The following is a 14,323-nucleotide window of genomic DNA, read 5'->3' on the forward strand; positions in this document are numbered from 1 at the left end:
ATGTACGACTGGCTCAACTCTCTGCCCAAGGCGGAACTGCACCTGCACCTGGAAGGCACGCTCGAACCCGAGCTGCTGTTCCGGCTGGCCCGCCGCAACGGCGTGGCGCTGCCGTGGCCCGATATGGATGCCCTGCGCGCGGCCTACAACTACGGCAACCTGCAGGAATTCCTCGACCTGTATTACCGCGGCGCCGACGTGCTGCGCACCGAGCAGGATTTCTACGACCTGACCTGGGACTACCTGGTCAAGTGCCACGAGCAGAACGTGGTGCACACCGAGCCCTTTTTCGATCCGCAGACCCACACCGACCGCGGCGTGCCGTTCAAGGTGGTGCTGGACGGCATCAGCCAGGCGCTGGAAGACGGCCGCAGGAAGCTCGGCATCAGCAGCGGCCTGATCTTGAGCTTCCTGCGCCACCTGCCCGAGGAAGCGGCCATGCGCACGCTGGAAGAAGCGCTGCCCTATCGCGACGCGTTCATCGCCGTCGGCCTGGACAGCAGCGAAAAAGGCTTTCCGCCGCGCCTGTTCCAGCGCGTCTTCGACCGCGCCCGCGCCGAAGGCCTGCCGGCCGTGGCGCACGCCGGCGAGGAAGGCCCGCCCGAATACATCTGGGAGGCGCTGGACCTGCTGAAAGTGCTGCGCATCGACCACGGCGTGCGCGCCGCCGAGGACCCGCGCCTGATGGCGCGCCTGATCGACGAGCAGATCCCGCTGACCGTGTGCCCGCTGTCGAACACCCGCCTGCGCGTGTTCGACCACATGTCTGAGCACAACATCCTGTCGCTGCTGGACGCCGGCGTGAAGGTGACGGTCAACTCCGACGACCCGGCCTATTTCGGCGGCTACGTCACCGAGAACTTCCACGCGCTGTACGAACACCTGGGCATGAGCCAGGCGCAGGCCCAGGCGCTGGCCGACAACAGCATGGATGCGCGCATCCTGAAGTAAGCCCGTCCCGCACGGCCGCCGCCCGCCGGCGCGGCCATGCGGGTTGCGCATGGCCTGGTTCGAAACCGGCATGCCCGCACGGCCCCGTTCGTCCCTACCATAGTCCCGAGTGGACGACGTCCTGCACGCCGTCCGCCGCAGACCATGACGACAAGGGGCAAGACCACATGACAGACACCGTCCAGGCCAGGCTGCGCGCCGGCATGCTGACCGGTTCGCGCGATGGCGGCGTGTGCCGCTTCAGCGCCATTCCCTACGCCGCGCCGCCGGTGGGCCCATTGCGCTTCGCGCCGCCCGAGCCGGCGCGCTGGAGCGGCCCGCGCGATGCCACCCGTCCCGGCTGCGTGGCGCCGCAGTTGCCGTCGCGCCTGCGCGGCGCCATGGGCGACTTCCAGGCGCCGCAGGACGAAGACTGCCTGCACCTGACGGTGTGGACGCCCGCCGCGGACGCACGCCGCCGGCCGGTGGTGGTGTGGCTGCACGGCGGCGCCTGGCAAAGCGGCGGCGGCGCGCTGGACTGGTATGACGGCGCGCGCCTGGCGGCGCGCGGCGACCTGGTGGTGGTGGCGGTGAACTACCGGCTGGCCGCGCTGGGCTGGCTGCATGTGCCTGGCCAGACCGCCAACGTCGGCCTGCTGGACCAGGAATGCGCCATCGACTGGGTGCTCGACAACATCCAGGACCTGGGCGGCGACCCCGCGCGCGTCACGCTGATGGGCCAGTCGGCCGGCGCCTCGTCGATCTGCGCCATGCTGGCGCGGCGGCCGCGCTTTGGGCGCGCCATCCTGCAAAGCGCGGCGCTCGGCCGCGGCTTTCGCGACAGCGCGCAGGCCGCGGCCTTGGGGCAGGTGTTGCTGGATGCCGCCGGCGCCAACGATCTTGAGCAGGCCCGCGCCCTGCCGGTCGAGCGCCTGTTGGCCGCGCAGCAGGCGCCACAGGTCGTGGCCGCCCTGCAATCGGAAGGCAGCCGCCGCAGCCTGTTTGGCCCGGTGCTCGACGGCCAGGTGCTGCCCGTCGACATCGTCCCGGCCTTGACCGCGGCGGCCGGCCGCGCCGACGTGCTGGTCAGCTATACCCGCGACGAAATGGCGGCTTTTCCCGACGGCGACGGCCCCGACTGCGCGCTGGCCAGCGAGGCCGTGTTCGGCGCGCCGTCGCGGCAATGGGCCGTGGATGCCGCCGCGCAGGGCCGCCAGGCCTGGCTGGCGCGCTTCGACGTGGCGCCCACGGCGCGCTTCCAGGCCTGCCATTGCATCGAACTGCCGTTCGTCTTCGACACGCTCGACGCCTTTGCCGCCGCGCCCATGCTGCGGGGCCTGCCGCCCACGCAGGCCGCCGCCCTGGCCCGCGCGACACAACATGCCTGGATCGCCTTCATCCGCGGCGAGGCGCCCGCCTGGCCTCCCGCGCCGCACCTGCAAGTCCTGGCATGAAGCCGAACGCCGGGCGCAAGACCCGGCGCATCCAACACCGACAAGGGGAATACCAATGTTCAAACGACTCGCCTTCGCGCTTGCCCTGCTGCTGCCCGCCGCCGCCGGCGCGGCCTTTCCGGACAAGCCGGTCAAGATCATCGTCTCCAACCCGCCGGGCGGCCCGGTCGACGTGATGCTGCGCGTGCTCGCCAGCAAGCTGTCCGCGGCCTGGGGGCAGCCGGTGGTGGTGGAAAACAAGCCGGGCGCGTCCGGCATCATCAGCACCGGCGCGCTGGTGAAATCGGCGCCCGACGGCTACACGCTGGGCATGGTGGTGGCGTCTTCCGTGACCATCGTGCCGTTCGCGGTCGACAGCCTGCCGTTCGATCCGCAGAAGGACCTGCAGCCGGTGGCGCTGGTGGCGCGCACGCCGTTCATCTTCATCGTACCCAGCGACAGCCCGATCAAGACCTGGCAGGATTTCGTGCGCGAGAGCAAGACACGCAGCCTGGCGGTGGGTTCGTTCTCCATCGGCACCGCCTTCCACCTGGTGTGGGAACAGACCGCGCGGCGCGCCGGCATCAAGGCGCTGTACATTCCGTCGTCCTCGTCCGGCAAGACGCAGAACGACCTGATCGGCGGCCAGCTCGACGTGGGGTTGGACGCGCCCTCCAGTTCCAAGGGCCTGATCGACAGCGGCCGGCTGCGCGCGCTGGCCATCACCAGTCCGACCCGCTTCGCCGGCCTGCCCGACACGCCGACCCTGCGCGAATCGGGCATGGGCGACTACGCGCCGCAACCCTGGATCGGCCTGATGGCGCCGGCCGGCGTGCCGGCCGAGCGCGTGGCCCGGATCCAGCAATCGGTGGCGGACATCCTCAAGCAACCGGCAATGAAGGCGCAGATGGAAACGCTGGGCATGATTCCGATCGGCGGCAGCGCGCAGGAACTGGCCGACACCATCGCCGCCGACCGCGCCGAGATGGGCCCGCTGATCAAGGAACTGGGAATCAAGCTGCAGTAGGCGCGCCCACCAGCCGCAGGAACGGCGGGATCAGGCTGGCGGCGAGCGCGTCGGCGTCGGTCGCGCCACGCGCGATGGCGTCATCGACCGCGCCATGCATGCCGTGGTACAGCAGGATCGCGGTCAATGCCGGCTGCGCCAGCCGCCAGCAGCCGGCCTGCTGGCCGGCGCGCAGCATGGCCTCGGCCTGCGCCAGCACCGCCGCGCGTTCGGCGGCGCCGCGATGCGGATGGTTGACGTCATGGAACACGACATCGTGCAGCGCGTAGCCGTCGAAATAGGCCTGCACGCCGGCGCGCGTCCAGGCCTGCAGGCGCGCCACGCCATCGTCCGGCGCGCAGGCCGCCATGGCCGCGTCGATGCGGTCCAGGAAGCCTTGCGAGAACTTCACGCGCAGCGCCGCCAGCACGTCCGCCTTGGACGAAAAGTAGTGATAGAAGGTGCCCTTGGCCACGCCAGCCTGCGCCACGATCTGGTCGATGGTGGTGGCCTCGACGCCCTGGCGCACGAACAGATCTTCGGCGGCCGCCATCAGTTCGTCCAGGCGCACCGGCGCGGGCTTGGTGCGCGGCGTGGCGGCGCGGGCATGGGCGCCGCGCCGGGTGTCCGGCTTGCCGGCGGGGCGGGTGTCCGGCCTGGCGCCGGGCTCGGCGCCGGGCTTGGCATCGGGCCGGCCGGGGGACTTGGCGGAACGGGCCATCGCGAGCGGGAATCCTTTCATTTTCAACGATCCGCAGTGTAGAGGACGCGTCCCGCTTGCCGCCCGGAAAACATCCGGGAATGCGTCTTTTTATTTATTGACCGACGGTCAGTCGATTACTAGAATACCGCTTTCCCTCCCCTTCACGGCCCTTCCGCATGCTTGCCTCCCGCCGCCGCGCCCTGGTGTTTGCCGTCAACCTGGGCAGTTTCATCACCATCCTGGACATCAGCATCGTCAATGTCGCCCTGCCCACCATGCAGGCGGCGCTGCGCATCGACATGGCCGGCCTGCAATGGGTGGTGGACGCCTACGCGCTGTTCCTGTCGGCCTTCATGCTGTCGGCCGGGCCGCTGGGCGACCGCTACGGCCGCAAGCGCTCGTGGCTGGCGGGCGTGGCGCTGTTCACGCTGGGTTCGGCCTTGTGCGGGCTGGCCGACAACCTGCCGCTGCTGCTGGCGGGCCGCGCGGTGCAAGGCGTGGCGGGCGCGCTGCTGATCCCGGGCGCGATGTCGCTACTGACCCAGGCCTTTCCCGACCCCGCCGAGCGCGCCCGCGCCATCGGCCTGTGGGCCTCGTGCAATGCCATCTCGCTGATCGTCGGCCCGATGCTGGGCGGCCTGCTGGTGGCGCACTTCAGCTGGCAGAGCATCTTCCTGATCAACCTGCCGGTGGGCGCGCTGGCGATCGCGCTGGGCGCCTGGGGCATCCAGGAAAGCGCGCATCCCGAGCATGCCGCCTTCGACCCGGTCGGGCAGGCCCTGAGCGTGGTCTGGCTGGGCGCGCTGACCTATGGCCTGATCACCGCCGGCGAACACGGCTGGCAGGCGCCGGCCACCCTCGCCGCGCTGGCCGTGGCCGCGCTCGGGCTGGTCGCCTTCCTGTGGGTCGAGCACACCGTGGCGCGTCCCATTCTGCCGCTGGGCCTGTTCCGCGACGCGGGCTTCGCCAGCACCAACTTCGCCTCGTTCGTGATGGGATTCGGCGCCTACAGCAGCCTGTTCTTCTTCTCGCTCTATCTGCAGCACGTGCGCGGCCTGACGCCGCTGGAGACGGGCTGGCAGCTGGCGCCGCAGTTCGTGGCCACCGGCATCGTGTCGACGGTGTTCGGCCGGTTGAACCAGCGCTTCGGCCTGCCGCGGCTGATGATCGCGGGCTATGCCATGGTCGGCGCGGCCATGCTGGGCATGATGCGCTTCGACGCCCACACGCCTTATGCGCTGTCGGGTTCGCTGATGGTGCTGCTGGGCCTGGGCATGGGATTGTCGGTGCCGGCCACCAGCATGGCGGTGATGGCGACCGTGCCGCGCGAGCGCTCGGGCATGGCCTCGGCCACCATGAATGCGCTGCGCCAGACCGGCATGACCATCGGCATCGCGCTGCTCGGCGCGCTGATGAGCAGCCGCGCGGTCGAGCACCTGGCCGCGGCGCTGGCGCGGCTGGGCCAGCCGGATGCGCAGGCGGTGGCGCGCGTGGCGGTCACCCGGCACGCGCTGCCGGCGCAACCCGATGGCGTGGCGGCGTTGTTCGCCGACGCATTGGCCAGCGGTTTCCATGCCGCCATGGCTGGCGCCGGCGTGGCCTCGCTGCTGGCGGCGCTGGTGCTGCTGTGGGTCACGCGCGGCGCGCGGCCGGTGCTGCGGGCCGCGTAAGCGACAGGCGCGGGCCTTGTCGCGGTAACGCTGGACGCCGCGCCGCGCGACCCGTTGCCGCGCGACTCCGACGAAACCGCGCGGGGCGCGCGGCGAGTCGTCCAAACCCAGGCGGGGCGCGCAATTCCAAGGCGCGGAATTCCAGCGCCCGGAATCAAACAGCGGCGTTTTTAAGCAGGCGTAACAAGCGCGCCGCCGCGCATGCGCTCCGGTAATATCTCCGCCCAATAACAGGTTAACAACCAAGAGGAGACATGCCATGCAACACCGCAAGATCCTGTTCCGCCTGGCCCCGCTGGCGCTGGCCGCGCACCTGGCGTTGAGCGGCGCCGCCGCCGCGCAAAGCGCGCCCGGCACGCAAGGGCCGCTGGCGCCGGCGCCCATGCCGGAACTGGCCGCGCAGATCGACCAGCGCGCCAAGGCCATCGAAGACAAGCTCATCGCCTGGCGCCGCGACATCCACCAGCATCCCGAACTGGGCAACCAGGAAACGCGCACGTCCAAGCTGGTGGCCGACCATCTGCGCGCGCTCGGCATGGAAGTGAAGACCGGCGTGGCCGGGACCGGCGTGGTGGCGCTGCTAAAGGGTGGCAAGCCCGGCCCGGTGGTGGCGCTGCGCGCCGACATGGACGCGCTGCCGGTCAAGGAGCAGGTGGACGTGCCGTTCGCCTCGCAGGCCAAGGGCACCTACCTGGGCAAGGAAGTGGACGTGATGCACGCCTGCGGCCACGATGCCCACACCGCCATCCTGATGGCCACCGCCGAAGTGCTGGCCGGCATGAAGGACCAGTTGCCCGGCAGCGTCAAGTTCATCTTCCAGCCGGCCGAGGAGAGTCCCGCCGACTTCGAGCCGGACGGCAAGAAGATCTGGGGCGCCAAGATGATGGTGCAGGAAGGCGTGCTGGACAATCCCAAGGTCGACGCGATCTTCGGCCTGCATGTCTCCAGCAGCTATCCGGTGGGCAAGCTGTCGTGGCGCAGCGGCCCGGCGATGGCCGCGGCCGACCAGTTCTGGATTGATGTCACCGGCAAGCAGACGCACGGCGCGCGGCCGTGGTCGGGCATCGACCCGATCGTGGTCAGCTCGCAGATCATCCTGGGCCTGCAGACCATTCCCAGCCGCCAGATCAACAGCATGCTGGAGCCGGCCGTCATCACCGTGGGCGCGATCCACGGCGGCAACCGCATGAACATCGTGCCGGACAGCGTCGCCATGACGGGCACCATCCGCACGTATGACGAGGGCATGAAGAAGGACATCCACCAGCGCATCGAGCGCACGGCCACGCAGATCGCGCAAAGCGCCGGCGCCAAGGCCGACGTGCGGGTGGTGGAGCTGTACAACGCCACCGTCAACAATCCCGGCCTGACCGAGGAGATGGGCGGCACGCTGCGGCGCGTGGCGGGCGAAGGCAACTACGGCCTGCAGCCCAAGTCGACGGCGTCCGAGGACTTCTCGTTCTACCAGGAGAAGGTGCCGGGCATGTTCTTCTACCTTGGCGTCACGCCCAAGGACGTCAATCCCGACACCGCCGCGCCCAACCATTCGCCGCGCTTCTATGTGGACGAGTCGGGCCTGGTCAACGGCGTGCGCGCATTGTCCAACCTGACGGTCGACTACATGGCCAAGGCCAGGCAAGGCGGCTGACCACGGGCCCCCGCCGCCCGCGCTCTGCCGGCGGCGCGACGGGCGGCGCAAGCGCAAGACGCGCGCCCCGTCCGCCGCGATACGCGTCGGGCATAAGCAAACCGCCATAAAGTCTTTGTGGCGGACGGCATGGTTTCCTACAGTACGGCCCTTTGCCGCCAAAGCGCCGACCCGCCATGCCGATCTCCCGCCGCCGATTCCTGCTCGCCAGCACGCTGGCCCTGCCGCTTGCGCGTCCGCGCCGGGCGCGCGCCGCCGCCTGGCCCGAGCGGCCCATCCGCCTGGTGGTGACGTTTCCGCCGGGCGGCGCCAGCGACATCGCCGCGCGCGTCATCGCGCCGGCGCTGGGCGACCTGCTGGGGCAATCGATCGTCATCGACAACCGCCCCGGCGCCGGTTCCACCATCGGCGCGACACAGGTGGCGCAGGCGCCGGCCGACGGCTACACCCTGCTGATGTCGAACTCGGCGCCGCTGTCGATCTCGCCCGCGCTGATGCCGCAGCACCACTACGATCCGCTGGCCAGCTTCCGCCACGTGGCCTACCTGGGCGCGGTGCCGACCGCGTTCGTGGTGCATCCGTCGGTGCCGGTCGAGACCTTCGCGCAACTGACCGAGTGGATCAAGGCGCAGCCGGCGCCGGTGCAGTACGGCAGCGGCGGCCTGGCGTCGGTCGGCCAGATCGTCGGCGAACTGTACGCGCGCCAGACCGGCGCGCGGCTCGAACACATTCCGTACAAGGGTTCGGGCGCGATGCGCAACGACCTGCTGGGCGGACAGATCCGCTTCGCGGTCGACGCGCTGCCGCAGAACCTGCCGTTCCTGCGCACCGGCCAATTGCGCCTGCTGGCCGTGACCACCGCGCAGCGCGTGCCGCAGGCGCCGGAGATTCCGGCGGTGGGCGAACTGGGCTATCCCGGCCTGGTGGCCGAGAATTTCGTCGGCCTGTCTGGCCCGGCGGGCCTGCCCGACGCCGTCAGCGAACGCCTGTACGACGCCTTGACGCAGGTGCTGCGCACCCCCGATATCCGCACCAAGCTGGAAGGCCAGGGCTTCGTGCTGGCGCAGAAGTCGCCCGCCGAATTCGCCGAATTCGTGCGCCGCCAGGCCGATACCTGGGGCCCGGTGGTGCGGGCGACCGGAGCCAGCCTGTGAGCGTGCGCCGGTTGCTGGTGCTGTTCGGCCAGGCCGGCCGGGGCGGGTTCAACGAAGCCGCCGTGCAGGGTGCGGCGCGCGCCGCGCGCGCGGGCCACGCCCTGCAGGTGGAATGGATCGCGGACAACGACCCCGATGCGCGCGCCAAGCGCCTGGCGGCGCTGTGCGCGGACGCCCCCGACCTCGTCATCGTGCATGGCGGCCAGGGCGATGTGCCGGTGGCGCGGGTGGCGCCGCGCTTTCCGGACACGCAGTTCGCCATCACCCAGGGCAGCCACCATGCGGCCAATGTCGCGTCCTATGAAATCCTGCAGGAGCACACGGCCTTCCTGGCCGGCGTGCTGGCGGGCCTGCGCGGCGGCGCCGCGCATCTGTCGGGAGAACGCGTGCGGCCCGGGCTGAAGGGCCGCGCCGCCTATGCCGACGGCGTGCGCCGTGTGCGCGGGCAGGATCCGCTGACCGGCTTCTGCGGCAACCAGCACGACCCGGCACTGGCCGAGGCCTGGACCGACGCGCTGGCGGCCAACGGCGCCCGCGTGGTGTTCGCAATGATGGATGGCGGCCGCGACGGCATCACCCGCGCCTGCCGCCGCCGCGGTCTGTGGCAGATCGGCAATGTGCTGGACTGGGTGGCGCGCGACCCGGCCGTGTACCTGGCGTCGGCGCTGGCCGACTCGGGGCTGTGCGTCGAACGGGCCGCGGCCGATCATGCCGCCGGCGCGCTGCGGGTCGGCGCGGTCACGCATTTCGGCCTGGAAGCGGACGCATCGCTGCGGCTGCGGCTGGGCGCGGACGTCTCGGCCGAAGAGCGCCGCGCGCTCGACGACTGGTCGGCGCGCCTGGCGCGCGGCGAGATCACGGTCGCACCCGACTACACGGGGCGGGAATTCACGCCACCGGCCCGGTAGCCGCGAAGCCCGCGTGGTACGTCACCTCGCCCCGCGCCGGCTGGGTAAACGCCTGCGCCATGAAGTACGCCGGCGGCACGCCGGGGTAGGTCAGCGCCGGCGTCGCCGTGAAGCCGAAGCGCGTGTAGTACGCCGGATCGCCCATCACCACGCAGCCGGCCGCGCCGCGCGCCTTGAGCGCGGCCAGGCCAGCCTCGATCAAGGCCGCGCCGATGCCGCGCCCCTGCATCGCGGGCAGCACCGCCAGCGGCCCGAGCCCATGCCAATCCGCCGCGCCGTCGCTGATCGCGACAGGCGAAAAGGCGATGTGGCCCACGGCCCTGCCGTCCTCGCGCGCCACCAGGGACAGCGTCAGCGCGCCGGCCGCGCGCAGCGCGTCGATGATGTAACCCTCGGTCTGCTGACTGTGCGGATGATCCGCGAACGCCTGCTGCGTCAGCGTGAAAATGGCGTCGATGTCGTCGGGGGTTTCGGCGGAAATCCGCATGGCCCTTCTCCTTGGCGATGAATGCATGGCACAGACCGCGAGTGTAAGCCCGGCGATGATTGACGCCCGCCCGGCCCCTCGCTACAGTGACCGCCGACCCTGGCCGGCCACGCTGACGCCGGCCGGCCCGCGAACCTGATGGCGCCTTCGCGCCCCTTCCTCCGGAATCTTCCATGAACAGCTACCGCGTCGGCATCGCCGGCTTCGGCGCCATCGGCCAGGCCGTGGCGCAATCCCTGGACGCCGGGCTGCCCGGCCTGACGCTGGCCGCCGTGGCCGTGCGCGATCCCCAGGCCGCGCCCGCGGTGGCCTGGCGCAACGCCAAGCCGGTATTCACCACCATCGGCGCGCTGGCCGACCATTGCGACGTGGTGGTCGAATGCGCCCCCGCCGCCGTGTTCCGCGAACTGGCCGAGCCGGTGCTGACGGCCGGCAAGAAGCTGGTGGTGCTGAGTTCCGGCGCGCTGCTGCGCCACGACGACCTGATCGAGGTCGCGCGCCGCCACCACGGCCAGATCCTGGTGCCGTCCGGCGCCATCCTGGGCCTGGACGCGATCACCGCCGCCGCCGAGGGCGAGATCCACTCGGTCACGATGATCACGCGCAAGCCGGTGCGAGGCCTGCTGGGCGCGCCCTACCTGACCGAGAACAATATCGACATCGACGGCATCACCGAACCGCGCCTGATCTTCCGCGGCTCGCCGCGCGAGGCGGCGGTGGGCTTCCCGGCCAACCTGAACGTGGCCGTGAGCGTGTCGCTGGCCGGCATCGGCCCGGACCGCACCACGCTGGAAATCTGGGCCGATCCGTCACTGGAGCGCAACGTGCACCGCGTCGAAGTGGTGTCCGACGCCGCCTCGTTCTCGATGGAGATCCAGAACATCCCGTCGGCCAACCCCAAGACCGGCCGCATCACCGCGCAAAGCGTGATCGCGGCGCTGCGCAAGCTGACCGGGCCGCTGCGGGTCGGGACCTAGCGTCAATGCGCCAGGGAACGCCCCCGCGCCACTGCCGGCATCCCGTCCTGCCGCGCCATGCGCAGCCGTACGAACCGGGGATATTGCAGGACGCGCCAGGTCTCCTCGACGGTCTGGCCTTCCCAGGCTTCTCCCCGCCAGGCATCGGCATCGAAATCGCCGAGATAGCATAGGCCCTCGCCCCGGTCGAACCAGACGGGTTGGCCACCCACCAGCGCCGCCACCAGGTTGGCGCCAAAGGCCAACCCGACGCCGGGCTCGGCGTCCAGAAGATGGCGAAGCTGCGCCACATAATTGTCGTAAGTCTTTTCCATGCGGGGTTCCCATGCGATTCAGGCGTATCGACCTTCGCGTCACCGCGATAGTCCGTGCATGAGCCAGATTGCAGCATGATGGCCGGCCCGCGGAACATGCTTTCCTAACTTCTTAACAGTTCGGCGCCGGCCCGGCCGCATCCGCACCAAGACGGTGCGCCCAGGCTATCGGACTGTCCGGATCAGCGGGAACCGGCAACGCAGGCGCCCGCGCTCACGGCGTCCTGCGCCCCTTCACGGCACGGACAGGAAACGCTTGCCCTCGCCCGCACCGGCGCCATGGCCCAACCGCCCGCTCCATCCAGGCTCAGCCTATGGGTATGGAACGCGTCCAGCGTGCCGCGATGGCCGACGCTGACCAGCATGGCGAGCGGCAGCTGCTCGCGCAGCAAACCGTACAGCATGTGTTCCAATCCTTCGTCGGTGGCCGAGGTGGCCTCGTCCAGGAACACGATGGCCGGCCGGTTGAACAGCACCCGCGCGAACGCCACGCGCTGCTGTTCGCCGATCGACAGGATGCGCGACCAGTCGGCCTCGTGATCCAGCCGGTCGACCAGGTGCCCCAGGTTCACCGAGCGCAAAGCCGATGCCAGGCGCGCATCGTCGCCAGCCCGCGCCTGCCCGGGATAGGCCACGGCATCGCGCAGGCTGCCCAGCGGCAGATAGGGCCGTTGCGACAGGAACAGCGCCGCCGCTCCCCGCGGCCGCCGCACGATTCCGCGCGCATAGGGCCACAGGCCCGCCACCGCGCGCAGCAAGGTGGTCTTGCCGCTCCCGGACGGCCCCTTGATCAACAGCGCCTGCCCCGGACGCAGCGATAGATCGAGGTTCCGCAACAACACCCGGCCATCGGGATGCGACACCTCAAGCCCGGAGATCTCCAGCGCGTCGGGCAAGGGCTGCGCCTCGATGACGGGCAGCGCGCGCGCGGCCGCGTTGGCGTCCAGAAAGCCGGCCAGGCGGTTGAGCGTGGCGCGATACTGCGCGAAGGCATCGTACGAGGTGCGAAAGAACGACAGCGAATCCTGCACCTGGCCGAACGCCTGCGAGGTCTGCATCACGTCGCCCAGCTTGATCGCGCCGCTGAAGAAGCGCTGCGCCTGCAGCAGAAACGGAAACACTACCGCCACCTGGCTCACCACCAGGTTGAAGCCATCGAATTTCAGGCCCCGGTACACGCGCGCCCACAGGTTGGCGATGTAGGCCGAGAAGCGCGTCCACAGCGTGGCGCGCTCGACCGCCTCGCCCTGGTAGAAGGCCACGTTCTCGGCGTTCTCGCGCAAGCGCAGCAACGCGTAGCGGAAATTGGCGGTCAGCCGTTCGGACAGGAAATTCAACAGGATCAGCGGCCGGCCGATGCGGAACGCGAACAGCGTGGCCACGATGACGTACAGGTACACCATGAACACCATGGCGCGCGGGATCTCCACCCCCGCCACGTCCAGCGCGCCGGACAGGTTCCACAGGATCGCGGTGAACGCCACCAGCGAGACCACGGCGCTGAGCGCGCCGATCGCCAGCGTGCGCGAGCCGGTCACGAACGCGGCGATGTCCTGCTCGATGCGCTGGTCGGGGTTGTCCACCGGTTCGGCCACGAAATGGCCGCGGTAGTAGGCGCGCGCGGCCAGCCAGTCGCCGGTCAGCCGGTCGTTGAGCCAGACGCGCCAGTGGATGTCGAACGCCTGGCCGGCGTAGCTGTCGATCAGGGTGCGCACCACGTGCACCGTGGCCAGCACCGCGAAGATGCCCAGGAAGCGCCAGAACGCGTGCGCGTCGAGCGCCTGCAGAGCGCTGTAGAAACCGTTGTACCAGAAGGAAAACAGCACCGTCATGCGAACCGAGAACATGGCCAGGAACAGCAGCGCGGCCAGCGTCAGCAGCGGGCGCCAGCTGCGTCGCGGCGTCAGGTAGGGCCAGGCCAGGCGCCAGAACTTGCGCCCCCAATCGGTCCAGCGCGACAGCGCGAACGCCACCAGCGCCAGCGCGATGGCGCTGATGCCGAAGGCGCGCGCCATCCACAGCGCGCTTTCCCACAACTGTTGCTGCCAATCCAGGTCCATGCATCCACCCGTCGATGTCGTTTCTGTTTAGAACGACACGGGCGGCGCGGTTCCGGCGCAAGCGCCGTCTTAAGCGTGGCTTAAGTCTTCGCCGTCGGCGGGGACGGCTCAGTGGCCGCCCAGGTCCAGATTGGCGAACAGGTCCGCCAGGGTCGGCACCGAGCGGGCGGGCCAGATGGCGCTGAGGTCGAAGCTGGGCAGGCGATCGCCGTCGCGCACCTCGCAGAAGCGCACGCCGCTGAAATCCATTGACCGGATCCAGCTGGGCAGCAGCGCCACGCCGCAGCCGCCGGCCACGCAGGCCAGCACGGTCAGCGTGCGGTTGGCCTCCTGCGCCACGTGGGCGTCGTGGCCGCCCTTGCGCATGGCATCGAGGATGTCGGCGTAGAACGCCGGCAACTGCGATTGCGGGTACATCACCAGGCCCGCCCGCGCGATCTGCGCCATCGAGACCTGGCCGTCGGCGGCCACGTCGAACTCGTCCGGGACCGCCGCCACCAGCCGCTCGCGCAACAATTGGCGCTCGCGCATGCGGCCGCCCACCGCCACCGGCGTATGCATCAGGCCGATGTCGATCTCGCCGGTCTGCAGGGCCTCGGCCTGCTCGGCGTTGCTCATCTCGCGCAGGATCACGCGCACGCCGGGCGCCTGGCGCCGCAGTTCGCGCAGCGCCCGCGGCAGGGTGTTGAACAGCGCCGACGACACCAATCCCACCGTCAGCTGGCCGGCGCTGCCACGGCCGATCTCCTGGGCGCGGCGCGCGGCGGCATCGATGCGGGCGATGCTGGCGCGCACATCTTCCAGGATGGCCAGGGCCGCCGGCGTTGGCGTGGACCCCTGGCGCGAACGCTCGAACAGGCGCACGCCCAGATCCTTCTCCATGCGTCCCAAGGCCTGGCTCAAGGCCGGCTGCGCGATGCCCAGCCATTCCGACGCGCGGCTGACGCTGCCGTGGTCGACCACCGCCAGGAAATACCGCAGATGCCGGGTTTCCATATCAATCCAATATAAATAAAGCGGTTTTACAGAATAG

The 14,323-nt window shown here is 70.2% G+C and carries 13 protein-coding genes; 8 read left to right on the top strand and 5 right to left on the bottom strand.

Annotated features, from left to right (window positions below):
• The 3 genes from ABFG95_RS04115 to ABFG95_RS04125 all read left to right on the top strand — a co-directional run bounded on the left by ABFG95_RS04115 (position 1) and on the right by ABFG95_RS04125 (position 3,390).
• Positions 1-951: an adenosine deaminase gene (locus ABFG95_RS04115; RefSeq protein ID WP_054419714.1), complete on the top strand. Its 951-nt coding sequence runs from the start codon at positions 1-3 to the stop codon at positions 949-951.
• Between the two features lie 167 nt (positions 952-1,118).
• Positions 1,119-2,384: a carboxylesterase family protein gene (locus ABFG95_RS04120; RefSeq protein WP_348995481.1), complete on the top strand. Its 1,266-nt coding sequence runs from the start codon at positions 1,119-1,121 to the stop codon at positions 2,382-2,384.
• Between the two features lie 55 nt (positions 2,385-2,439).
• On the top strand, positions 2,440-3,390 hold the full coding sequence (locus ABFG95_RS04125; RefSeq protein ID WP_054502005.1) for a tripartite tricarboxylate transporter substrate binding protein: 951 nt from the start codon (positions 2,440-2,442) through the stop codon (positions 3,388-3,390).
• Here ABFG95_RS04125 and ABFG95_RS04130 read toward each other — a convergent pair.
• On the bottom strand, positions 3,377-4,090 hold the full coding sequence (locus ABFG95_RS04130; RefSeq protein ID WP_348995482.1) for a TetR/AcrR family transcriptional regulator: 714 nt from the start codon (positions 4,088-4,090) through the stop codon (positions 3,377-3,379). The two genes, ABFG95_RS04125 and ABFG95_RS04130, sit on opposite strands and share 14 nt — an antisense overlap.
• Positions 4,091-4,248: 158 nt before the next feature.
• Here ABFG95_RS04130 and ABFG95_RS04135 point away from each other — a divergent pair, with 158 nt between their 5' ends.
• The 4 genes from ABFG95_RS04135 to ABFG95_RS04150 all read left to right on the top strand — a co-directional run bounded on the left by ABFG95_RS04135 (position 4,249) and on the right by ABFG95_RS04150 (position 9,452).
• A complete protein-coding gene (locus tag ABFG95_RS04135) occupies positions 4,249-5,742 on the top strand; it encodes an MFS transporter (protein WP_059271600.1) in 1,494 nt (497 codons plus the stop codon).
• A gap of 259 nt (positions 5,743-6,001) precedes the next feature.
• Positions 6,002-7,390, top strand: a complete 1,389-nt coding sequence (locus ABFG95_RS04140; RefSeq protein WP_059271603.1) for an amidohydrolase — start codon at positions 6,002-6,004, stop codon at positions 7,388-7,390.
• Positions 7,391-7,566: 176 nt separating this feature from the next.
• Positions 7,567-8,544 carry a tripartite tricarboxylate transporter substrate binding protein gene (locus tag ABFG95_RS04145; RefSeq protein WP_175147202.1) on the top strand — a complete coding sequence of 326 codons (978 nt, stop codon included), beginning with the start codon at positions 7,567-7,569 and terminating at the stop codon, positions 8,542-8,544.
• Complete coding sequence (locus tag ABFG95_RS04150; protein WP_348995483.1) at positions 8,541-9,452, top strand: BMP family ABC transporter substrate-binding protein; 912 nt, start codon at positions 8,541-8,543, stop codon at positions 9,450-9,452. The genes ABFG95_RS04145 and ABFG95_RS04150 overlap by 4 nt, the downstream gene beginning before the upstream one ends.
• Here the strand turns inward: ABFG95_RS04150 and ABFG95_RS04155 are convergent.
• Positions 9,433-9,939 (bottom strand): N-acetyltransferase, encoded by a 507-nt coding sequence (locus ABFG95_RS04155; protein WP_238908618.1) that lies wholly within the window; start codon positions 9,937-9,939, stop codon positions 9,433-9,435. The genes ABFG95_RS04150 and ABFG95_RS04155 overlap by 20 nt on opposite strands.
• 173 nt (positions 9,940-10,112) lie before the next feature.
• Here ABFG95_RS04155 and ABFG95_RS04160 point away from each other — a divergent pair, with 173 nt between their 5' ends.
• Positions 10,113-10,916, top strand: coding sequence for an aspartate dehydrogenase (locus ABFG95_RS04160; RefSeq protein ID WP_059271608.1), 804 nt, complete (start codon positions 10,113-10,115; stop codon positions 10,914-10,916).
• Positions 10,917-10,918: 2 nt separating this feature from the next.
• Here ABFG95_RS04160 and ABFG95_RS04165 read toward each other — a convergent pair whose 3' ends face one another.
• The 3 genes from ABFG95_RS04165 to ABFG95_RS04175 all read right to left on the bottom strand — a co-directional run bounded on the left by ABFG95_RS04165 (position 10,919) and on the right by ABFG95_RS04175 (position 14,286).
• On the bottom strand, positions 10,919-11,230 hold the full coding sequence (locus ABFG95_RS04165; protein WP_175147204.1) for a hypothetical protein: 312 nt from the start codon (positions 11,228-11,230) through the stop codon (positions 10,919-10,921).
• A 182-nt stretch (positions 11,231-11,412) separates the two neighbouring features.
• Positions 11,413-13,290 (bottom strand): ABC transporter ATP-binding protein/permease, encoded by a 1,878-nt coding sequence (locus ABFG95_RS04170; RefSeq protein ID WP_348995484.1) that lies wholly within the window; start codon positions 13,288-13,290, stop codon positions 11,413-11,415.
• Between the two features lie 108 nt (positions 13,291-13,398).
• Positions 13,399-14,286, bottom strand: coding sequence for a LysR family transcriptional regulator (locus ABFG95_RS04175; protein ID WP_054419694.1), 888 nt, complete (start codon positions 14,284-14,286; stop codon positions 13,399-13,401).
• Between the last annotated feature and the right edge of the window lie 37 nt (positions 14,287-14,323).

Origin of the sequence: Achromobacter sp. HNDS-1, from assembly GCF_040084795.1 — a bacterium.
GTDB classification, from domain to species: domain Bacteria; phylum Pseudomonadota; class Gammaproteobacteria; order Burkholderiales; family Burkholderiaceae_B; genus Achromobacter; species Achromobacter ruhlandii.